This window comes from Streptomyces sp. NPDC004134 (assembly GCF_042874195.1).
Lineage (GTDB): Bacteria > Actinomycetota > Actinomycetes > Streptomycetales > Streptomycetaceae > Streptomyces.
Genome location: NZ_JBIAMS010000010.1, coordinates 189,652 through 209,576, shown reverse-complemented (window position 1 = coordinate 209,576; position 19,925 = coordinate 189,652). Strand labels below are relative to the sequence as shown.

The 19,925-nt window shown below is 73.9% G+C and carries 18 protein-coding genes; 5 read left to right on the top strand and 13 right to left on the bottom strand.

From position 1 onward, the window contains the following. Positions 1–552 precede the first annotated feature (552 nt). A complete protein-coding gene (gene trpS / locus ACFYVJ_RS15880) occupies positions 553–1,614 on the top strand; it encodes a tryptophan--tRNA ligase (RefSeq protein WP_388891356.1) in 1,062 nt (353 codons plus the stop codon). Here trpS and ACFYVJ_RS15875 read toward each other — a convergent pair. Both ACFYVJ_RS15875 and ACFYVJ_RS15870 read right to left on the bottom strand, forming a co-directional pair. Beyond that, positions 1,592–2,410: a DUF4097 family beta strand repeat-containing protein gene (locus tag ACFYVJ_RS15875; RefSeq protein ID WP_388891353.1), complete on the bottom strand. Its 819-nt coding sequence runs from the start codon at positions 2,408–2,410 to the stop codon at positions 1,592–1,594. The two genes, trpS and ACFYVJ_RS15875, sit on opposite strands and share 23 nt — an antisense overlap. A 110-nt stretch (positions 2,411–2,520) precedes the next feature. Continuing rightward, the gene (locus ACFYVJ_RS15870) at positions 2,521–4,287 is read right to left on the bottom strand and encodes a histidine kinase (protein ID WP_388891350.1); all 1,767 of its coding nucleotides are present in this window, start codon (positions 4,285–4,287) and stop codon (positions 2,521–2,523) included. 109 nt (positions 4,288–4,396) lie between these two features. Here ACFYVJ_RS15870 and ACFYVJ_RS15865 point away from each other — a divergent pair, with 109 nt between their 5' ends. After that, the gene (locus tag ACFYVJ_RS15865) at positions 4,397–5,101 is read left to right on the top strand and encodes a DedA family protein (RefSeq protein WP_388891348.1); all 705 of its coding nucleotides are present in this window, start codon (positions 4,397–4,399) and stop codon (positions 5,099–5,101) included. On the opposite strand, the gene ACFYVJ_RS15860 is transcribed toward ACFYVJ_RS15865, so the two are convergent. The 8 genes from ACFYVJ_RS15860 to ACFYVJ_RS15825 form a co-directional block, all read right to left on the bottom strand. Then, the gene (locus tag ACFYVJ_RS15860) at positions 5,044–5,823 is read right to left on the bottom strand and encodes a response regulator (protein WP_388891346.1); all 780 of its coding nucleotides are present in this window, start codon (positions 5,821–5,823) and stop codon (positions 5,044–5,046) included. The two genes, ACFYVJ_RS15865 and ACFYVJ_RS15860, sit on opposite strands and share 58 nt — an antisense overlap. Then, positions 5,820–6,662, bottom strand: coding sequence for a pyrroline-5-carboxylate reductase (gene proC, locus ACFYVJ_RS15855; protein ID WP_388891343.1), 843 nt, complete (start codon positions 6,660–6,662; stop codon positions 5,820–5,822). Before proC ends, ACFYVJ_RS15860 begins: the two co-directional genes overlap by 4 nt. 80 nt (positions 6,663–6,742) lie before the next feature. Continuing rightward, a complete protein-coding gene (locus ACFYVJ_RS15850) occupies positions 6,743–7,480 on the bottom strand; it encodes an ABC transporter permease (RefSeq protein ID WP_388891340.1) in 738 nt (245 codons plus the stop codon). Beyond that, positions 7,477–8,310 (bottom strand): ABC transporter ATP-binding protein, encoded by an 834-nt coding sequence (locus ACFYVJ_RS15845; protein WP_388891338.1) that lies wholly within the window; start codon positions 8,308–8,310, stop codon positions 7,477–7,479. The genes ACFYVJ_RS15850 and ACFYVJ_RS15845 overlap by 4 nt, the downstream gene beginning before the upstream one ends. Before the next feature lie 90 nt (positions 8,311–8,400). Continuing rightward, positions 8,401–10,533 carry an MMPL family transporter gene (locus ACFYVJ_RS15840; RefSeq protein WP_388891335.1) on the bottom strand — a complete coding sequence of 711 codons (2,133 nt, stop codon included), beginning with the start codon at positions 10,531–10,533 and terminating at the stop codon, positions 8,401–8,403. 161 nt (positions 10,534–10,694) lie between these two features. Next, complete coding sequence (locus tag ACFYVJ_RS15835) at positions 10,695–10,988, bottom strand: hypothetical protein (protein ID WP_047017074.1); 294 nt, start codon at positions 10,986–10,988, stop codon at positions 10,695–10,697. Then, a complete protein-coding gene (locus ACFYVJ_RS15830; protein ID WP_388891333.1) occupies positions 10,985–11,389 on the bottom strand; it encodes an ArsR/SmtB family transcription factor in 405 nt (134 codons plus the stop codon). The genes ACFYVJ_RS15835 and ACFYVJ_RS15830 overlap by 4 nt, the downstream gene beginning before the upstream one ends. A gap of 112 nt (positions 11,390–11,501) precedes the next feature. After that, positions 11,502–12,716, bottom strand: coding sequence for an MFS transporter (locus ACFYVJ_RS15825; RefSeq protein ID WP_388891331.1), 1,215 nt, complete (start codon positions 12,714–12,716; stop codon positions 11,502–11,504). A 114-nt stretch (positions 12,717–12,830) separates the two neighbouring features. Here ACFYVJ_RS15825 and ACFYVJ_RS15820 point away from each other — a divergent pair, with 114 nt between their 5' ends. Continuing rightward, complete coding sequence (locus ACFYVJ_RS15820) at positions 12,831–13,430, top strand: TetR/AcrR family transcriptional regulator (protein ID WP_388891329.1); 600 nt, start codon at positions 12,831–12,833, stop codon at positions 13,428–13,430. Positions 13,431–13,467: 37 nt separating this feature from the next. On the opposite strand, the gene ACFYVJ_RS15815 is transcribed toward ACFYVJ_RS15820, so the two are convergent. Both ACFYVJ_RS15815 and ilvD read right to left on the bottom strand, forming a co-directional pair. Then, complete coding sequence (locus ACFYVJ_RS15815; protein WP_388891326.1) at positions 13,468–13,971, bottom strand: hypothetical protein; 504 nt, start codon at positions 13,969–13,971, stop codon at positions 13,468–13,470. Positions 13,972–14,130: 159 nt separating this feature from the next. After that, positions 14,131–15,984, bottom strand: coding sequence for a dihydroxy-acid dehydratase (ilvD, locus tag ACFYVJ_RS15810; RefSeq protein ID WP_388891324.1), 1,854 nt, complete (start codon positions 15,982–15,984; stop codon positions 14,131–14,133). 160 nt (positions 15,985–16,144) lie between these two features. Between ilvD and radA the strand changes: the two genes are divergently transcribed. Together radA and disA are read left to right on the top strand one after the other, a co-directional pair. Next, on the top strand, positions 16,145–17,599 hold the full coding sequence (gene radA / locus ACFYVJ_RS15805; RefSeq protein WP_388891321.1) for a DNA repair protein RadA: 1,455 nt from the start codon (positions 16,145–16,147) through the stop codon (positions 17,597–17,599). A gap of 110 nt (positions 17,600–17,709) precedes the next feature. Further along, positions 17,710–18,834, top strand: coding sequence for a DNA integrity scanning diadenylate cyclase DisA (disA, locus tag ACFYVJ_RS15800; RefSeq protein ID WP_347581478.1), 1,125 nt, complete (start codon positions 17,710–17,712; stop codon positions 18,832–18,834). Between the two features lie 194 nt (positions 18,835–19,028). Here the strand turns inward: disA and ACFYVJ_RS15795 are convergent, their stop codons facing one another. Further along, complete coding sequence (locus tag ACFYVJ_RS15795; RefSeq protein WP_388891318.1) at positions 19,029–19,913, bottom strand: hypothetical protein; 885 nt, start codon at positions 19,911–19,913, stop codon at positions 19,029–19,031. Positions 19,914–19,925 lie beyond the last annotated feature (12 nt).

Here is a 19,925-nt window from a genome sequence, read left to right as displayed (position 1 = left end):
GGCATCGATTACTTGGCACACTGTTGAGTTCTCAAAGAACGGACACTACCTTCAAAACCCTTCCGGGCCTCTCCGGGCGTTTCCCTTCGGTGTTCCATAACCGTAGCGGATTGTCCCGGCGGCGCAAAATCCGGCCGCCCGCCGAATAGAACCGGGCATGCCGATTCAACCCCGACGAAAGGGAGTCGATCACACAACGAGAAGATGGGACGAGCCGCCCCTCAGGGACGGCCACCGTCGCACTCCAGAACCTCAACGGCCCCGTGGCAACCCGAAGAACTTTACGGATCCATGACGTCCCTGTCAAGCAGGCCCCTCGGGCCCCGGTCACGGCCCTGTTCGCGGCCCTGGCAGGGCCCCGCCGGGGTACGGTGGGGTGCATGACAGCTCGTGCACGTACCCAGCAGTGGTGGGCCGCCTGACGGCGGTCGACCTCGGGTGCGTGCGTGGGCACGACTTCAGCGGCCGCCGGTTCGGCGGCCGTTTTGCGTGGCTCTCTCGCTCGCCGGCCGTCGATGCGGCGGTCATCGGCAGTGGACGAGAGGGACGACGATGGCGGCGTACGGATCGCAGGCTCCGCGGGCGCGGATCTTCAGCGGGGTGAAGCCCACCGGGCATCTGACGCTCGGGAACTACCTGGGTGCCGTGCGGCGCTGGGTCGAGGTGGACCAGCATCAGGCCGACGCGCTGTTCTGCGTCGTCGACCTGCACGCCATGACCGTGTCGTACGAGCCCGCGCGGCTGCGGCGGCTCAGCCGGCAGGCCGCGCAACTGCTGCTCGCCGCGGGGCTCGATCCCGCCCTGTGCACCGTCTACGTGCAGAGTCACGTCGACGAGCACGCGCGGCTGTCGTACCTGCTGGAGTGCACCGCCGCGGACGGGGAGATGCGGCGGATGATCCAGTACAAGGAGAAGGCCGCGCGGGAGCGGGCCAAGGGCGGGAGCGTGCGGCTGTCGCTGCTGACGTATCCGGTGCTCATGGCCGCCGACATCCTCGCCTTCGACACCGACGAGGTGCCCGTCGGCGACGACCAGGCGCAGCACGTGGAGCTGGCGCGGGATCTGGCGCAGCGGTTCAACCAGCGGTACGGGCGGGTGTTCACCGTGCCGCGGGTCACCCGTCCTTCCGTCGCCGCGCGGGTGATGAACCTCCAGGATCCGGCGTCGAAGATGGGCAAGTCCGACGACGCGCCCGAGGCGCGGGCCGGGATCGTGCATCTCCTCGACGAGCCCGACGCCGTGCGGCGGAAGGTGATGCGGGCGGTGACCGACAGCGGGGCCGAGGTGACGTACGACCGGGAGGCGCAGCCGGGGGTGGCGAACCTGCTGGAGATCCTGGCGGCGTGCACTGGGCGGAAGCCGGCGGAACTGGCGGGTGAGTACACGTCGTACGGGCAGCTCAAGCGGGACACCGCCGAGGCCGTTGTGGAGACGCTGCGGCCGGTGCGGGAGCGGCATGCGGAGCTGAGTGCCGATCCGGCGTATGTCGAGGGCGTACTGGCGCGCGGGGCGGAGCGGGCGCGGGGGATGGCGCGCCCGCGGGTGGACGCGGCGTACGACGCGGCCGGGCTGCTGCCCGCCTTCGGCGCCGTCAGCCCGTCGGGCGGATCGTGAGGCTGCCGTCCCCGGTGGTGGCCTTGATGCGGTGCGGGCTGGCGGGGTCGCGCGGGACGGTGACGTCGGTGCTGCCGTCGCGTACGTCGGTGCTCACCCGGTACGGGGCCTTCGGCACCTCCAGCGTCAGCCCGCCGTCGCGGGTTTCGGCGGTGACCTCGTCCGGGGTTTCGGTGAAGCCCAGGTGCAGGCTGCCGTCGCCGAGTACGGCGGTGACGCGGGTGGCGGTGAGGCCGGTGGCGCGGACGGAGCCGTCACGAGCGTCGAGGTCGACGGGGCCGGCCGCGCCGTCGATGCGTACGGAGCCGTCGCGGGCCTCGATGTTCAGGGGGCCGCCGGCGTCCGCGACCTCCACGGAGCCGTCGCCGCTCTCGATGTCGAGCCGGGTGTCGAAGCCGTTCGCCTCGATGCGGCCGTCGCTGCCGTCGATCTTGACGGCGAGGTGGCGCGGGACCTCGACGCGGTAGCGGGAGTCGCAGCTCACGACGACGCCGCTGCACTTGGTGCGGAAGTGCAGGGTGTCGCCGTCGACGGACCATTTGGTGCCGACTTCGCCGTTCCACTTCTCCGCCTTGAACCAGCGGGTGACGTCGATCTCGCCGCCCTCGCGGTCGACGGGCACCAGTTCCACGGCTGTGTCGTCGGCGTCGATCGTGAGGGTGGTGGCGTCGGCGCCGATGCGGAAGGTGCGGTGCTCGGCTTTGCCGTCGCCGACCGCCTGGGTGCAGGCGGTCGCGACGGCGGCGAGGGCCAGTGCGAGCGCGGGGGCGGCGAGGGCTGCGGGCTTCGGCTTCATGTCGTACGACGCTACGGACGGGTGCGCCCGCGCCCCATCCTGCGGGCCACCGGCCGCTGGTGGGGGTAACCCCCGGGTGGGCGGCGGGGCTTGCGGGGTGGGGGTATGGGCTACGGGTCGGCGTCGACCTTGGCCTTGTGGGAGAGGCGGCCGTCGGTGAAGCAGAGGCGGTAGGACGGGTCGAGGGTGAAGGGGGTGGTGCGGTAGAGGACGCAGTCGTCGGTGCCGGGCGGTTCCGCGGGGGCGGCGGCGGGGCGGGTGTTGGCGTCGGCCTCGTAGGCGGGGAGGCGGCGCTCGACGGCGTCCCGGGACTGGCCGATGCGCAGGCTGTCGTACGTCCCGGCGTCGAGGACGGAGCGGTAGGAGGTGTAGAGGTCGGCGCCGAAGAGGAGCACGCCGAGGACGATCGTGCCGACGACGGGGATCCAGATCGCGTCGAGGATGCCGCGGCGTACGCGGCGGCGCGCGGCGGCCAGTTCGCGCCGGGCGGCGTACTCGCGGGGCGGGGCGGGGGCGGCGCCGGGGGTGAGGGGGAGGCGGGCGGTGACGGCGAAGCCGCCGTCCACAGGCTGTGCACGGAGGGTGCCGCCGGCGAGCCGGACGCGCTCGTCGAGGCCGACGAGGCCGTAGCCGCCGGGTGTTTGTGATGCTTTCAGAGCTTTTGCGGTGCGCGGTGGCGGCGGGCCGTTGACGACGGTGACCTCGGCGTGGTCGGCGTCGCGGCGGAGGCGGACGGTGACCGGGGCGCCGGGGGCGTGCTTGGCGGCGTTGGTCAGCGCCTCCTGGACGACGCGGTGGATCGCGCGGTCGGCGACCGGCGGGAGGGGAGTGGAGGGTTCCCCGTCCGGGGACGTGCCGTGCGCGGCGGTTCGGTCTCCGCCTTCCCCGCGTACGAGCTCCACCGCCATCCCCGACGCGGCCGCCCGCCTGACCAGCTCCTCCACCCTGTCGTCCGCCGGGTGCACCGGTGCGCCCTCGTCGTCCTGGCGGAGCACGCCGATGACCTCGCGCAGCCGCTCGGTGGCCGTCGCCGCGGCCTCGCGGAGTTCGGCGGCCTCCTTGCGGGCGGGCTCGTCGAGTCCCGGGGAGACCTGGAGGGCGGCGGCGCGGACGGCGATGAGGGTCAGTTCGTGGCCGAGGGAGTCGTGCATGTCGCCGGCGATACGGGAGCGCTCGCGCAGCCGGGTGCGGTCGGCGGTCAGTTCCTGCTCGCGCTCCAGCCGCTCGGCCAGCTCCCAGCCGGTGCTGACGAGTGCGGCGTGCTGGCGCGCGTACCGGCCGAGGAGCCACGGGAGCACCATCGCGAAGAGCACGGTGAGCACGAGCGTCGCCCAGCCGAAGAACGTCGCGTCGGGGACGGCGCGGACGAGCACGAGGCCGGCCGCGGCGATCGCGCAGAAGAGCGCGAGCGCTCTGCGCGGGCGGTCCGTGCGGCGGCCGAGGAGGAAGGAGAAGGCGACCTGGGCGAGGACGAACTGGTTGGTGAACAGCTCGGGCGTCGCGGCCAGCGCGAGGCCGGCGGGGATCGCGGCGGCGAGCAGCGGGCGGGAGCGGCCGGCGGCGACCGCGAGGGCGAGGAGCGGGACGGCGGCGATACGTATCCAGCGCAGGTCGACGCCGGCGGCCTGCTCGGCGCCGGGGAGGCCGCCGGCGTAGACGGCGGGGAGGGTGAGGACGAGCCAGAGGAGCAGCCCGGCGGCGCGTTCGCTGCGCAGGAGGCGGCGGAGGGCGGCCGCCGGGGCGGGACGGCGGGGGCCCGGGCGGTGGTCGCCGTCGTGGCGGTCGCTCTGCGGGGGGTCGCTGGCGGGGCGGCTCGGGCGGAGGCGGTCGGGCAGGGTGCGACGCGGGGTGCCGGGCAGCCGGTCGGTGCCGGTCATGCGGCCACGGTACGGCGGGCGGGGGGCGCCGGGCACCTGACGAAAGTCATGGGGAGGTCCTGACTTCCGTGCGCGGCGGCGCACGGCCCGGATTTCTAGCGTGAACCGCATGAATGACGCGATCATCCACGCCGTCGAGGGCGTGGTCAGCACCCCGTGGGTGTACCTGGCGCTCTTCGGCATCGCCGCGCTGGACGGCTTCTTCCCGGTGGTGCCGAGCGAGACCCTGGTGATCACGCTGGGGGTGTTCGCCGCGGCCGAAGGGCAGCCGGACGCGGTCCTGGTGGCGGTGGTGGCGGCCCTGGGGGCGCTGACCGGGGACCACATCTCGTACGCCATCGGGCGGCGGGCCGGGCCGCGGGTCTTCGACCGGCTGCGGCCGGGGAGCCGGGCGCAGCGGGCGTACGAGCGGGTGGGCCGGATGCTGGCGGAGCGCGGCGGGCTGGTGCTCGTCGTGGCGCGCTACATCCCGGGCGGCCGGACGGCGGCCACGCTCACGACGGGGGCGACGGGCTTCCCGCGCCGGACCTTCACCCGGTACGCGATCGTCGCGGCGGTGACCTGGGCGGCGTACGGGACGACGCTCGGCTACGCCGGCGGCGCGGCGTTCGAGGACGAGCCGCTGCGCGGGGTGGTGCTGGGGCTGGGGCTCGCGTTCGGCATCACGCTGCTGCACGAAGGTGTACGGGCCCTCCGGCTGCGCCGGCGGGCGGGCGGCGGCACGGGCGGGGATGTCCGCGCCGGGGACTCCGCGGGTTACGGCGAGCCCTGCGCCGGGGGCCCGGCGTCCTCGCCGGCCAGCCCCGCCTCGTAGGCGAGGATCGCGGCCTGGACCCGGTTCTTCAGCTCCAGGCGGGCCAGCACCTGGCTCACGTACGCCTTCACCGTGCCCTCCACCAGGTGCAGGCGGCCGGCTATCTCCGCGTTCGACAGACCGGCGCCGACGAGGGCCAGCACCTCGCGCTCCCGCGGGGTGAGCGCCGCGGCGCGCTCGCGCGCCTCCTTCTCCCGGGTCAGCCGGCCGCCGCTGACCCGCTGGATGACGCGGCGGGCGACGTGCGGCGAGAGGTACGAGGCGCCGCCCGCGGCGGCGCGGACGGCGGCCATCAGCTCGTACGGATCACCGGACTTGAGCAGGAAGCCGGCGGCGCCGCTGTCCAGGGCGCCGGCGATGTACTCGTCCTCGGAGAACGTCGTGAGCATCACCACCGCCGTCCCCGGCGCGGCCCGGCGCAGCTCGGCGGCGGCGCCCAGGCCGTCGAGCACGGGCATGCGGATGTCGAGCAGGGCGACGTCGGGACGGTGCCGCCGGGTCAGCTCGACGGCCTCGCGGCCGTCGCCCGCCTCGGCGACGACCTCGATGTCGGCCGCGGCGGCGAGGATGGCCCGCACCCCGCCGCGGACCATGGCCTCGTCGTCGGCGAGCAGGACCCGGATCGGCTCCGGCCCGCGCCCGCCCGGTCCCGGCACATCCGGTCCTGACACATCCGGTCCTGACGTGCCCGGGCCGCTCGGCGGGGGTGGCTGCGCTGTCATCTCCGGCTTCCCTGCGCCCGCTTGGCGTCCGGCGCCGGGCCCGTGCCCAGCTCCCTGCTGCGGTCGCGGGCCGCTTCGATCGCCGCGATCAGCGCGGCCCGTACGCCGTGGTTCTCCAGCTCCCGGATCGCGTTGATCGTCGTGCCCGCGGGGGACGTGACCGCTTCGCGGAGCTTGACCGGGTGCTCGCCGCTGTCGCGCAGCATGACCGCCGCGCCGATCGCGGCCTGCACGATGAGGTCGTGGGCCTTCTCGCGCGGCAGGCCCAGGAGGATCCCGGCGTCGGTCATGGCCTCCACGAGGAAGTAGAAGTACGCCGGTCCCGAGCCGGACAGGGCGGTGGCGGCGTCCTGCTGCGCCTCGGGGACGCGCAGCGTCTTGCCGACGGGCTTGAAGATCTCCTCGGTCCGCGCCAGGTGTTCCTCCACGGCGTGCTTCCCCGCGGAGATGACGCACATCCCCTCGTCCACGAGCACCGGCGTGTTCGGCATGACGCGCACGACGGGGGCGCCCTCCGGCAGCCGCTCCTCGAAGAAGCCCGTGGGGATGCCGGCCGCGGCGGAGACGACGAGCCGGTCCGCCGGCACGTGCGGCGCGAGGTCGACGAGCAGCGTGCCCATGTCCTGCGGCTTGACGGTGAGGATGAGGGTGTCGGCGCGCTTGGCGGCGTCGCCGTTCGACACGGGCTCGACACCGTAGCGATGGCGCAGCTCTTCCGCGCGCTCCTGGCGGCGGGCGGTCACGAGCAGGTCGCCGGGCGACCAGCCGGCGCGGATCATGCCGGAGAGCAGCGCCTCGCCGATCTTTCCGGCGCCGAGTACGGCGACTTTCTGGGTCATGCGGTCCATCCTCGCACCGCCGCCCGACACCCCGCGAAGTTATCCACAGGCCGGACGGGCCCGCAGGTCACGGGCGCAGGTCACGCCGTACGGCGCCGGAGTGTCACCGCGCCGAGGCCGAGCACCAGCACCGCGCTGCCGCCGACGACGGCGATGTCGCGGAGGAAGTCGCCGGTCACCTCCTCGTGGTCCAGGACTTGGTTCATGCCGTTCACGGCGTACGACATCGGCAGCGCGTTGGAGATGGCCTCCAGCACCGGCTGCATCGAGTCCCGCGGCGCTAACAGCCCGCACAGCAGCAGTTGCGGGAAGATCACGGCGGGCAGGAACTGCACTGCCTGGAACTCGGTCGACGCGAACGCCGACACGAACAGCCCGAGCGCCGTGCCCAGCAGCGCGTCCAGCAGCGCGACGACGAGCAGCAGCCAGGGCGACCCGGCGAAGCCGAGGTCGAGGCCCCACACGGCGAGCGCCACGGCGAGCGACGCCTGGACCGCGGCCAGGGTGCCGAAGGCGAGGGCGTAGCCGAGGATCATGTCGCCCTTGCCGAGGGGCATGGCGAGGAGCCGTTCCAGCGTGCCGGAGGTGCGCTCGCGCAGGGTGGCGATGGACGTCACCAGGAACATGGTGATCAGCGGGAAGATGCCGAGCAGGGAGGCGCCGATGGAGTCGAAGGTGCGCTCGTCGCCGTCGAAGACCCCGTAGAGCAGCGTCATCATGACCAGCGGCACGCCCAGGATGAGGCCGACGGTGCGGCGGTCGTGGCCGAGTTGCCGCAGGACGCGGCGCGCGGTGGCGAGGGTGCGGGTGGCGTTCACGGGGCGGCGTCCCCGCGGTGCGCGTCCGGATCCCCGTCCGGATCCCCGTCCTGGGCCCCGTCCGGCTCTTGGTGCCGTCGCTCCCGCTGCCCGGCCGCCGCCACGAGCCGCAGGAACGCCTCCTCCACGGTCTCGCTGCCGACCTGCTCGCGCAGCCCGTCCGGGGTGTCGTCGGCGAGGATCCGGCCGGCGCGCATGAGCATCAGCCGCTGGCAGCGCTCCGCCTCGTCCATCACGTGCGACGAGACGAGCAGCGTCGCGCCCCGTTCCGCCGCGATCTCGTGGAACAGCCCCCACAGGTCGCGCCGCAGGACGGGGTCGAGGCCGACGGTCGGCTCGTCGAGCACCAGCAGTTCCGGCCGGCCGAGGAGCGCGACGGCGAGGGAGACGCGGGCGAGCTGGCCGCCGGACAGGCGGCCGGCGAGCCTGTCGCCCTCGCCGGTGAGGTCGACGTCGGCGAGGGCGCGGGCGACCTGGGTGCGGCGTTCCGCGCGCGAGGTGCCGGGTTCGAGGATGGCGGCGAAGTAGTCGAGGTTCTGCCGGGCGGTCAGGTCGCGGTAGACGGACGGCTCCTGGGTGACGTAGCCGATGCGGTGGCGCAGACGGGCGGCCCCGGCGGGCGCGCCGAGCACGTCCAGGGTGCCGGTGACGCGGGCCTGGGTGCCGACGATGGCGCGCATGAGGGTGGTCTTGCCGCACCCGGAGGGGCCGAGGAGGCCGGTGACCTGGCCGCGCGGCACGTCGAAGTCGAGGTCGTGGAGCACGGCGGCACCGCCGCGCACCACGCACAGCCCGCGGGCGTGGACGGCCCCCGGCCCGTTATTCACCATGCGTTGAACATCGTGGGGACCCGGAGCGCTGTCAAGGAACAGGGGCACCCGGCGAGCCGGGTGCCCCTTCCGCCGTACGGACCGGAGCCCTCAGGCCCGTACGCGATCCGCCTCCGGCAGCCCGGCCGCCGTGTCCGCGGCCGCCGGCGTGCGCCGCGCCTCGTGCCGGAACAGGGCGCCCGGCCACCACGTCCACTTGCCCAGGTCGAGAGCCAGCGCCGGCACCATGACCGTGCGGATCAGGAACGTGTCCAGCAGCACGCCCACCCCGACCAGCACGCCCATCTGCGCCATCGTCACCAGCGGCAGCCCGGCGAAGACGGAGAACGTCGCGGCCAGCACGACGCCCGCCGACGTGATCACGCCGCCGGTCGACGTCAGGCCGGTGAGGACCCCCTTCGCGTGGCCGTGCAGCGCGACCTCTTCCCTGACCCGGGTCATGAGGAAGATGTTGTAGTCGATGCCGAGCGCGGTCAGGAACACGAAGCCCATCAGCGGGATGGACCAGTCGACCGCGGCGAAGTCGAAGACGTGGTCGAAGAGGAGGTACGACGCCCCCAGCGCGGCCACGTTCGACAGCACGGCGGTGGCGAGCAGCACAAGAGGTGCCACCAGCGCGCGGAGGAGCCCGATCAGCACGAGGAAGACCACCAGCAGCACGATCGGCACCACCACCCGCAGGTCGCGGTCCGCCGCCCGCTGGGTGTCCAGCGCCTCCGCCGTCGTGCCGCCGACGAGCGCGTCCGCGCCCTCGACTTCGCCCACGGCGGTGCGCAGGTCCTCGACGGTGTCCTTGGCCGCGTCGGAGTCGGGTTCGTCGTCGAGGGTGACGCGCAGGGCGGCCAGGTCGCGGGTGGTGTCGCCGTCGGTCACTCCCGCCACGCCGTCGACCTTCCGGACCGCGGCCCGTACGGCGTCCTTCGCGTCCGCGTTCGTGACGATGTCGGCCGGGTCGGAGGCGCCGGAGGGGTAGTGCGCGGAGATGCGCTCCTGCGCGACGACCGACTCTGGCTTGTCCTGGAAGAGTTCCGACTGCTTCAGACCGAAGTCCATGCCGACGACGCCGAACACGAGCAGTGCGGTCACGCCCAGCGACATCAGCCACGACCAGCGCGGCCGGCGCGCGACCGCGGTGCCGATCCGGGACCACACCGTGCGGTGCCCGTGCACGGGCGTGCCGTGGCGCGGCACGAACGGCCAGAAGACCCACCGGCCGACGATCACCAGCAGCGCCGGCAGCACCGTGACCAGCGCGAGGAACGCGCACACCGCGCCGACCGCGCCGACCAGGCCGAGGGAGCGGGAGGAGCTGATGTCGGCGAAGTACAGGCAGGACAGCCCGACCGCGATGGTCGCGGCGGAGGCGAGGATCGCGGGGAAGCAGCGGCGCAGCGCCAGTTGCATGGCCTCGTGGCGGTCCTCGTGGCGGTGCAGTTCCTCGCGGTAGCGGGCGATGAGCAGCAGCGCGTAGTCCGTACCGACGCCGAAGACGAGGACCATCAGGATGCCGGCCGCCTGCGGGTCGACGGGCAGCGAGGCGTGCTTGGCAAGGAGGTACGTGGCGGCCTGGGTGAGGACGGCGGCGAAGCCGACGGCCAGCACGGGGAAGAGCCACAGGACCGGGCTGCGGTACGTGATCAGCAGGAGGACGGTGACGACGGCCAGCGTCGCCAGCATCAGCGTCGCGTCGAGGGAGTCGAAGACGGCGACGGAGTCGGCGAGGGAGGCCGCGGGGCCGCCCACCTCCACGTCGACGCCGGCCGGTACGCCGTCGGCGGCCACCTCGCGGACGTCCTCGATGGTGTCGGTGAGGTCGTCCTCGTCGGCGATCGGCACGATGGTCATCAGGGCGCCGCCGTCGTCGGAGGGCACGGGCGGGGTGACGCGCTCGCCCGCGGCGACGTACGGCGCGAAGGCCCGTACGTCCGCCTCCGCCTTCTGCCGGCCGGCGTCCGTCATCGCGCCGTCCGGCACGCTGTAGACGGCGACGGCGGGCATGACCTCGTCGTCCGGGTCGCCGCGGAACTTCTCCAGTTGCGTGTTCAGCTCGGCGGACTCGGCGCTGCGCGGCAGAAAGGCGTTGGGGCCGGTGTCCTCGACGTCGCCGAGCTTGCCGGCCAGCGGGCCGAGGGCGACGAGGAGGAGTATCCAGGCGGCCAGTACCAGCCATTTCGTGCGCCGTCCTCCGGGGGCAGCCACGAGCTGCTTGATCCGAGCGGACATGGGATGGTCTCCTTCTGAAAGAGGTGAGTCGGGCGCACGACTGACCCGCACCGCGGCCGCTGTGGTTTGCCGACCTGGCCGTGGCGCGGAAGTGTGCCGGGGATTGCTTCGACCTGGTACGGGCCGGAAGTTGCCGCTTCCGGCCCGTACGCGCGCTGGTGCTATTCGATCTCGCGCATCATCTTCTCCATCGAGGTGATGGAGCGCCGCGCCTCGGTGAGCTCGTCGATGCTGCGGCGGTGCAGTTCGAGATTGTCCTCCAGCAACTGCTGGTATTTGATGGCCAACTGCCGGTACTGCTCCTCGCGGGCCGCGAGCATCTTGGCCCGCCAGGTGGCGGCGATCTGCCAGACCACCACGATCAGCAGCGCGAAGAACCCGGCGGCACCGACCGCGCCGACCACGGCACCGACCGTGTCGCCGCTGTCGGCGAGGTGCACCGTCTGCTCGTTCATGAGGCTTCCTCTTTCACCGTCTCGGGCTTCCCGGTGCCGGCCTTGTCCTTCCCGGGGGGCTCGCCTTCCGGCTCGCCGTCACCGTCGCCGATGGTGCGGGCGACCTCCTCGATCAGCTCGGGAGTCAGCTCGTACCGGAACGGGACCACCTCGTAGAACTTCATCGCCTTGCCGTCATCTGACAGCTCCAGCGAGCCGGTGATCAGGCCCGCGGCCTCCAGCCGCTGCAGGTGCATGTGCAGCAGCGGGCGGCTCATGCCGATCTCGCGGGCCAGCCGGCTGACGTAGTTCCGGCCCTCGTGGAGCGCGCCGACGATCCGCAGGCGGTGCGGATTGCCGAGCGCGGCGAGGACCTTGAGCAGTTCGTCTCCGGATGGGGCCGGAGCGGGCGTCCGTGCCATCTGCGGCCCCTTCGTGCGTCGGTGTGTAAGTCCAAGCTGACAGGTGTCACGACCACCTGTCAAAGAGTACTGACACATGTCCGGGTCGTCTGGGGGTGACCCCCGGCGGGCCTCAGGGTTTCCCCTGAGTGGCCCGGCGGGAGGCGAGGCCGAAGAGGGCGAGCGCGACGAGCTGCGCCGCCGCCGCGCCCGCCGGGAGGGGGCCGCTGCCGTACGCGTCGAGGAGCACGCCGCCGACCGCGCCGCCGGCGGCGACGCCGAGGTAGACGGCGCTGCTGTTGAGCGCGAGAGCCTGGGCGCCGGCCGGTCCCGCGAGGCGCAGCAGCCGGGCGCTGGCGGCCGGCGGGATCCACCAGGCCGCCGCCGACCACAGCAGCAGCAGCGGCACCACCAGCACCAGCGGTGCGGGGCGCAGCGGCCAGCAGGCGACGAGCCCGAGCATCACCAGCGCGAACGCCCCGCAGCCCATCAGCAGCGCGCGCTCCGCGCCCCACCGGTCGGCGGCGGGGCCGCCGAGCTGGCTGCCGGCGATCCCGGCGGCACCGGCGAGCACGAAGACCGCGCCGAGACCCGTGGGGCCGACGCCGGCGAGGTCGCGGAGGTAGACGGCCAGGTAGGTGACCACCATCAGGTTGCCGAGTACGGCGACGGCGGTGGCGGCGAGGCCGACGAGCAGCGCGGGGCGGGCCAGCGGGATCAGCCGGTCGGCCAGCCGCAGGGCGTCGCCGCGGGGCGGCTCGGGCAGGGTCGCGTACAGGGCGGCGAGGGATGCGACGCCGAGGAGGCCGCCGAGGACGAACGCGCCCTGCCAGCCGGCGACCGCGCCGACCCAGGTGCCGAGCGGGACGCCGAGCAGCAGCGAGGTGGTCAGCCCCGCGAAGACGGTGCCCATGTAGCGCCCCTGCCGCTCCGGCGGGGCGAGGGCCGCGGCGGCGCCGAGGGCGCCGGGCACCACGACGGCGGCGGCGAGCGCGGCGGCCACGCGCAGCGCCATGAGGACGGGGAAGGAGGCGACGAGCGGCATGGCGAAGTTCGCGGCGGCGAACACCGCGAGGGCGGCGGTGAACAGCGGTCGGCGGGGCCAGGTCGCGGTGAGCACGGAGGCGACGGGGGCGGCGAGGGCGAGCACCAGGGAGAAGACGGTGACGAGCTGCCCGACCGCGGCCTCGGAGACGTCCAGGTCGGCGGCGATGCCGGGGAGCACGCCCGCGACCAGGTAGTCGTCGGTGGAGAATGTGAAGGTCGTCAGCGTGAGCGCGATCAGCCAGCCCGGCAGGGAGCGGCGGAGGGGGGATGCGGCTTTCTGCAGGGTGGGATTCTCGTCCATGCCGTTAAGGTAACAGTCGTTACCCTAACGGCGTCCACCGGTTTCCGGGCCTGCGCGTACGTGCGTCCTCGGGGTACGTACGCGGGTGTCCCGGCGACCCGTACCAGGAGTGCCATGCCCAGACCCGCCGACCCGGCCCGCAAGACCGCCCTGCTCGACTCGGTCGTCGACTACCTCGTGGACCACGGCCTCGCCACCCTGTCGATGCGGCCGCTGGCCAAGGAGCTGGGGCAGAGCACGCGGGTGCTCACGCACCACTTCGCCGACAAGGCCGACCTGCTGGCCGCCACGCTGACGCGGCTGGACGAGCGCCAGCGGGAGTGGCTGGCCGGGCTGCCGGGCGCGGACGGCGAGATGGGCATGGGCGAGGTCGTACGGGCCACGTGGGAGTACCACCTGACGCCCGAGCATCTGCCGCTCACCCGGCTCATCCACGAGATCGAGGGGCTCGCCGCCGGCGACCGGCTGGGCGGGGCGACGTCGCGGCTGCTGGCGGACCGGGTGGAGTTCGTCGCGGGCTGGTTCCGGGACCGGGGGGTGCCGACGGAGGCGGCGACGGGCTACGCGACGCTGCTCAACGCGGCCTTCGCGGGGCTGCAGATCGACATGCTCAACACCGGCGACCGGGAGCGCACCACGGCGGCGGCGCACCGGCTGGCAGACCTGGCGGACGGGTGGGTGGCGGCGTACGCGGGGGCGCGGGAGGGGGCGTAGGCGGCGCGAGGGCTCGGGGCGCGGGACCCCGGGGGCGTCAGCGGCGCTTCTTGCGCTTGCGCTTCGCGGGGTTGCCCGTACGGGACGAGCGGCGGCGCGCGTGCTGCTCCAGCCGGTGCTCGTAGTCCTGGCGCAGCATCCCCTCGCCCGGGGCCTCGACGAAGCTGCGCACCGTGTACGCCAGCAGCACGCCGACGAAGCCTATGACCCGGATCGGCCGCCACGAGCTGTCCGCGGGCCCGGCCTCGTGCGGGCGGCTGAAGCCGCCGAGGGTGCGGGTGAAGGCCAGCGAGCTGCAGACCGCGAAGGCGGCGACCATCAGCAGTTGGACGATGCCGCCGCTGTCGGCGAGCTGCAGCCCGTTGTACGACAGCGCCAGCACGAAGGCGCCGCCGGCGGCCAGCACCAGGCCCAGGACGGCGACGGCGACGCGGCGGGCCCAGTAGCCGCGCGAGCGGTCGACCCAGGTGGTGCCGAAGAACCGCAGGGGCTCGGGCAGCGGCGCGCCGTCTTGGCTCTCGGACTGCTCGTTGTCGCTCACGCACCCGATTATCGCGGAGCCCTCCGCGGCGCGTCCCGCCCCCTGGGGACAGGACCGAAGGCCGCCCCTGGCGGAGCCGGGGTACGGGCGTGGCCGCGCGGCCACGGACAGGCCCCGCCGCTACGGGCGGGGCCCCGCCGCTGCGGGACCGCGCCGTGCTCAGCCCTCCAGCTTGGTGACGTCCCGCACCGCGCCCTTGTCGGCGCTGGTCGCCATCGCCGCGTACGCCCGCAGGGCGGTGGACACCTTGCGCTCGCGGTCCTTCGGCGCGTACCGCCCGCCGAGGGCCGCGCGGCGCTCGGCGAGGGTCTGCTCGTCGACGAGCAGCTCGATGCTGCGGTCCGGGATGTCGATACGGATCCGGTCGCCGTCCTCGACCAGCGCGATCGCGCCGCCCGCCGCCGCCTCCGGGGAGGCGTGGCCGATGGACAGCCCCGAGGTGCCGCCGGAGAAGCGGCCGTCGGTGACCAGCGCGCACGCCTTGCCCAGGCCGCGGCCCTTCAGGAACGACGTCGGGTAGAGCATCTCCTGCATGCCGGGGCCGCCCTTGGGGCCCTCGTAGCGGATGACGACGACGTCACCCTCCTTGACCTGCTTGCCGAGGATCTTGTCGCACGCCTCCTCCTGCGACTCGCAGACGACGGCGGGGCCCTCGAAGGTGAGGATCGAGGCGTCGACGCCCGCGGTCTTCACCACGGCGCCGTCCGCCGCGATGTTGCCCTTGAGCACCGCGAGACCGCCGTCCTGCGAGTACGCGTGCTCCAGCGAGCGGATGCAGCCGCCCTCCGCGTCGGTGTCCAGGGTCTCCCAGCGCTCGGACTGCGAGAACGCCGTCGCCGACCGCACGCAGCCGGGCGCCGCGTGCCACAGCTCGACGGCCTCGGGCGACGGGGAGCCGCCGCGGACGTCCCACCGCTTGAGCCAGTCCGCGAGGGAGTCGGCGTGCACCGCGTGCACGTCCTCGTTCAGCAGTCCCGCGCGATACAGCTCCCCGAGGATGGCGGGGATGCCGCCCGCGCGGTGCACGTCCTCCATGTAGTACGTCCCGCCGGGGGCGACGTTCGGCGCGACCTTGGCCAGGCACGGCACCCGGCGGGAGACGGCGTCGATGTCCGCCAGGCCGTACTCGAGGCCGGCCTCCTGGGCGGCGGCCAGCAGGTGCAGGATCGTGTTCGTCGACCCGCCCATGGCGATGTCCAGTGCCATCGCGTTCTCGAAGGCGCTGCGGCTCGCCACGTTCCGCGGGAGAACCGTCTCGTCGTCCTGCTCGTAGTAGCGCGTGGTCAGCTCGACGACCGTGCGGCCCGCGGCCTCGTAGAGCGCCTTGCGGGCGGTGTGGGTGGCGAGCACCGACCCGTTGCCCGGCAGGGAGAGGCCCATGGCCTCGGTCAGGCAGTTCATCGAGTTGGCGGTGAACATGCCGGAACAGGAGCCGCAGGTGGGACAGGCGTTCTCCTCGATGCGCAGCACGTCGGCGTCGGAGACGCCGTCGTTCGCCGCGTCCACCATGGCGTCGATCAGGTCGAGCTTGCGGACCGTGCCGTCCACGAGGGTGGCGCGGCCGGCCTCCATGGGGCCGCCGGAGACGAAGACCGTGGGGATGTTCAGCCGCAGGGCGGCCATGAGCATCCCGGGGGTGATCTTGTCGCAGTTGGAGATGCAGACCAGGGCGTCGGCGCAGTGCGCCTCCACCATGTACTCCACGGAGTCGGCGATCAGGTCGCGCGAGGGCAGGCTGTAGAGCATCCCGCCGTGGCCCATGGCGATGCCGTCGTCCACCGCGATCGTGTCGAACTCGCGCGGCACCGCGCCGGCGGCCTTGACCGCCTCGGAGACGATGCGGCCGACGGGCGCCAGGTGCGTGTGGCCCGGGACGAACTCGGTGAAGCTGTTGGCGACCGCGACGACGGGCTTGCCGATGTCCTCGTTCGCTACGCCCGAGGCGCGCATGAGGGCGCGGGCGCCCGCCATATTGCGGCCGTGGGTGACGGTACGGGACCTCAGCGCGGGCATGTTTCCCTCCCGGGGAAGCGGTACATCCGAGTCTTCGAGCCTACGCCCCCTGCCCACGGTCCGGACCGTTTGTCCACAGTCCGGACGGGCCGGTCGTACCGCAGCACCCCGCCTGTGGACAACTCCGGGCGGTGTCAGCGCGTCCCGCTACGTTAGGCGCATGGCTTCCCGAAAGAGCGGCGGCAGGGACCGCCCCGCGTACCGCTGCGCCGAGTGCGGCTGGTCCACCGTGAAGTGGCTCGGCCGCTGCCCCGAGTGCCAGGCGTGGGGGACGATCGAGGAGGTCGGCGCGCCCGCGGTCAAGACCACGGCCGCCGGCCGGGTCACGACGGCGGCGCTGCCCATCGCGCAGGTCGACGCCCGCCGCGTCGAGGCCCGCTCGACGGGCGTGCCCGAGCTGGACCGGGTGCTCGGCGGCGGGCTCGTGCCCGGCGCGGTGGTGCTGATGGCCGGCGAGCCCGGGGTGGGGAAGTCGACGCTGCTGCTCGACGTCGCCGCGAAGGCCGCGGTCGGCGGCGAGCGCACGCTGTACGTGACCGGAGAGGAGTCCGCCGGCCAGGTCCGGCTGCGGGCCGACCGGATCGGCGCGCTCAGCGACGGGCTCTATCTGGCCGCCGAGACCGACCTGGCCGCCGTCCTCGCCCACCTCGACGAGGTCAAGCCCGCCCTGCTGGTGCTGGACTCCGTGCAGACCATCGCCTCCGGCGAGATCGACGGCGCCCCCGGCGGCATGGCCCAGGTGCGCGAGGTCGCCGGTGCGCTGATCCGGGCCTCCAAGGAGCGCGGGATGGCCACGATCCTCGTCGGGCACGTGACGAAGGACGGCGCCATCGCCGGCCCCCGCCTGCTGGAGCACCTGGTGGACGTCGTGCTGCACATCGAGGGCGACCGGCACGCCCGGCTGCGGCTGGTCCGCGGCATGAAGAACAGATACGGCGCGACCGACGAGGTCGGCTGCTTCGAGCTGCACGACGAGGGCATCATCGGCCTCGCCGACCCCAGCGGCCTGTTCCTGACCCGGCGGGACGAGCCCGTCCCCGGCACCTGCCTGACGGTGACCCTGGAGGGCCGCAGGCCGCTGGTCGCGGAGGTGCAGGCGCTCACCGTCGACTCGCAGATCCCCTCCCCCCGGCGCACCACGTCCGGCCTGGAGACCTCCCGGGTCTCGATGATGCTGGCCGTGCTGGAGCAGCGCGGCGACATCCGCGCGCTGTCCAAGCGGGACATCTACAGCGCCACCGTCGGCGGGGTGAAGCTCTCCGAGCCGGCGGCGGACCTGGCCGTCGCGCTCGCGCTGGCCAGCGCCGCCAGCGACACCCCGCTGCCGAAGAACCTGGTCGCGATCGGCGAGGTGGGCCTCGCCGGCGAGGTGCGGCGGGTGACCGGGGTGGCCAGGCGGCTGGCGGAGGCGGCCCGGCTCGGGTTCACGCAGGCGCTCGTACCGGCGGATCCGGGCAAGGTCCCCGCGGGCATGAAAGTGCGGGAAGTGGCGGACATAGGGGACGCGTTGCGGGCGCTGCCCGCCGGCCGCCGGCGCGCCGGCGGGGGGTCCCGGGAGCCGGCCGGAGAGAGGGAGCCGAGGGAGTCCCGGCAGCCCGAGGAGGCGCGCCGGTAGACTTTGCCCCGGTCTCTTCCGTGTGGGGGGGCGCAGGGGGCTTGTGCGTGCGCCGCCCGGCGCACGCGTAGAGCACCGAAACGACGACCGGAGGATTCCGGAGGGTTCCAGTGGCAGCAGGCGACCGGGTGGGCGCCCCGGGCAGAGCCGGCGGCAGTTCCGGCTCCGATGCCGCGGTGAGGGCCGCGCTGAGCGCGGTCGCGCCCGGCACGGGGCTGCGTGACGGCCTGGAGCGGGTCCTCCGCGGCAACACGGGCGGGCTCATCGTGCTGGGCACGGACAAGATCATCGAGTCCATCTGCACCGGCGGCTTCGTGCTGGACGTGGAGTTCACCGCGACCAGGCTGCGGGAGCTGTGCAAGCTCGATGGCGCCGTGGTCCTCGACCGGGACATCACGCGGATCGAGCGCGCGGGCGTGCAGTTGCTGCCCGACGCCTCGATCCCCACCGAGGAGACCGGCACCCGCCACCGCACCGCGCAGCGGGTGTCGATCCAGAGCGGCTTCCCCGTCGTCTCCGTCAGCCAGTCGATGCGGCTCATCGCGCTGTACGTCGACGGCCAGCGGCGCGTGCTGGAGGACTCCGCCGCGATCCTCTCCCGGGCGAACCAGGCGCTGGCCACCCTGGAGCGGTACAAGCTGCGGCTGGACGAGGTCGCCGGCACGCTCTCCGCGCTGGAGATCGAGGACCTGGTGACGGTGCGGGACGTCTCGGCCGTCGCACAGCGGCTGGAGATGGTGCGCCGGATCGCCACCGAGATCGCGGAGTACGTGGTCGAGCTGGGCACCGACGGCCGGCTGCTGTCCCTCCAGCTCGACGAGCTGATCGCGGGCGTCGAGCCGGAACGCCAGCTCGTCGTCAGGGACTACGTGCCGGAGCGCACCGGCCGCCGCCCGCACACCGTGGACCGCGCGCTCACCGAGCTGGACCGGCTCTCCCACGGCGAGCTGCTCGAACTGCCCATCGTGGCCCGCTCGCTGGGCTACTCCGGGGTGCCCGAGACCCTCGACGCCGCGGTCTCGCCGCGGGGTTACCGGCTGCTGGCCAAGGTCCCGCGCATCCCCAGCGCCGTCATCGACCGGCTGGTGGAGCACTTCGGCGGGCTGCAGAAGCTGCTCGCCGCCAGCGTGGACGACCTGCAGACGGTCGACGGCGTGGGCGAGGCGCGGGCCCGCTCGGTGCGCGAGGGGCTGTCGCGGCTGGCGGAGTCGTCGATCCTGGAGCGCTACGTCTGACGCGGGCGGCGCGGGACCGCGGGAACCGGGGCGTCAACGTCCCGCCGCGGGGCACCTCAGGAGGCGTACGGCGGTCAACGCGCCGCGTCCGGGGACCTCAGCGAGAAGTACGCGGTCAACGCGCCGTGCCCGAAGGGTACCGGGGAACGCACGACCGGTCGGCGCGCCCGCCGCGGCGGGCGCCGTGCCGCACGCTACGCCTTCTCCAGCACGAACGGCGCCGCCGCCGCGGCGAAGCCGTCCGCGCTGACCTCCGCCTCGTAGCTCCCCGCGCCCGCCGTGCCCGCCTTCGGCGTCGCGCAGCGCGGCTCGCTCGCCCGCATGTCCCACTCGTACGTCCGCGAGACCTCGCTGCCCGCCGGCACCGCCAGCAGGATCGGGTCGGTCGTCCACGGGCAGTCGTCCGACGCCCACCACTGGCTCGCGCCGCCGCCGGCCGTCGAGATCGTGAGCACCGTCGAGGTCGGCGAGAAGTCCAGCTTGCAGTCGCGGTCGCCGGAGTTCACCGCGGTCAGCTCGAAGACCGGCCGGTTCCCCGGCGCGTACGAGCGCTCCTGGCTGCGCAGCGTCAGCTCCACGTCGTCCGCGGCGCACGCGGCCATGGACGAGCCGGCCGGCACGCCGTCGGAGCCGACGCCGAAGCCGCCGCCCGCGGAGCCGGCGCCGCCCGCCCCTGAGCCGCCGCCGGCGGAGCCGCCGTCCTCGCCGTCACCGTCGCCGGAGCCGCCGTCGCCACCGTCACCGGAGCCGTCGGAGTCGCCCGAGCCCTCCGAGCCGCCCCCGTCCTCCCCGCCCGAGCCGCCCGAGCCGCCGGAGCCCTCGGAGTCGCCCGAGCCGCCGCCGTCCTCCTCGCGGCCCCCGGGCGGGTTGTCGATCACGGACGAGTCGTCCGTCGGGCCCGGAGTGATCGACTCCGCGGGGTTCTTGCCCTCGTTGGCGGCGTTCTCGCTGCCGCCCCCGAGGTTGATGACCAGAATCGCGAAGATCGCGAGCACGGCGAGCAGGCCGAGCAGGACCGCGCGGCGCCGCCAGTAGATGGCGGACGGCAGCGGACCGACAGGACGGCGGAAAGATCCCACGCGGAAACCTTA

Bases quoted from the DNA above. Each gene is read 5' to 3' on its own strand.
- trpS (WP_388891356.1), top strand. From the start codon at position 553: ATGGCGGCGTACGGATCGCAGGCTCCGCGGGCGCGGATCTTCAGCGGG.
- ACFYVJ_RS15875 (WP_388891353.1), bottom strand. From the start codon at position 2,410: ATGAAGCCGAAGCCCGCAGCCCTCGCCGCCCCCGCGCTCGCACTGGCC.
- ACFYVJ_RS15870 (WP_388891350.1), bottom strand. From the start codon at position 4,287: ATGACCGGCACCGACCGGCTGCCCGGCACCCCGCGTCGCACCCTGCCC.
- ACFYVJ_RS15865 (WP_388891348.1), top strand. From the start codon at position 4,397: ATGAATGACGCGATCATCCACGCCGTCGAGGGCGTGGTCAGCACCCCG.
- ACFYVJ_RS15860 (WP_388891346.1), bottom strand. From the start codon at position 5,823: ATGACAGCGCAGCCACCCCCGCCGAGCGGCCCGGGCACGTCAGGACCG.
- proC (WP_388891343.1), bottom strand. From the start codon at position 6,662: ATGACCCAGAAAGTCGCCGTACTCGGCGCCGGAAAGATCGGCGAGGCG.
- ACFYVJ_RS15845 (WP_388891338.1), bottom strand. From the start codon at position 8,310: ATGGTGAATAACGGGCCGGGGGCCGTCCACGCCCGCGGGCTGTGCGTG.
- ACFYVJ_RS15840 (WP_388891335.1), bottom strand. From the start codon at position 10,533: ATGTCCGCTCGGATCAAGCAGCTCGTGGCTGCCCCCGGAGGACGGCGC.
- ACFYVJ_RS15835 (WP_047017074.1), bottom strand. From the start codon at position 10,988: ATGAACGAGCAGACGGTGCACCTCGCCGACAGCGGCGACACGGTCGGT.
- ACFYVJ_RS15830 (WP_388891333.1), bottom strand. From the start codon at position 11,389: ATGGCACGGACGCCCGCTCCGGCCCCATCCGGAGACGAACTGCTCAAG.
- ACFYVJ_RS15825 (WP_388891331.1), bottom strand. From the start codon at position 12,716: ATGGACGAGAATCCCACCCTGCAGAAAGCCGCATCCCCCCTCCGCCGC.
- ACFYVJ_RS15820 (WP_388891329.1), top strand. From the start codon at position 12,831: ATGCCCAGACCCGCCGACCCGGCCCGCAAGACCGCCCTGCTCGACTCG.
- ilvD (WP_388891324.1), bottom strand. From the start codon at position 15,984: ATGCCCGCGCTGAGGTCCCGTACCGTCACCCACGGCCGCAATATGGCG.
- radA (WP_388891321.1), top strand. From the start codon at position 16,145: ATGGCTTCCCGAAAGAGCGGCGGCAGGGACCGCCCCGCGTACCGCTGC.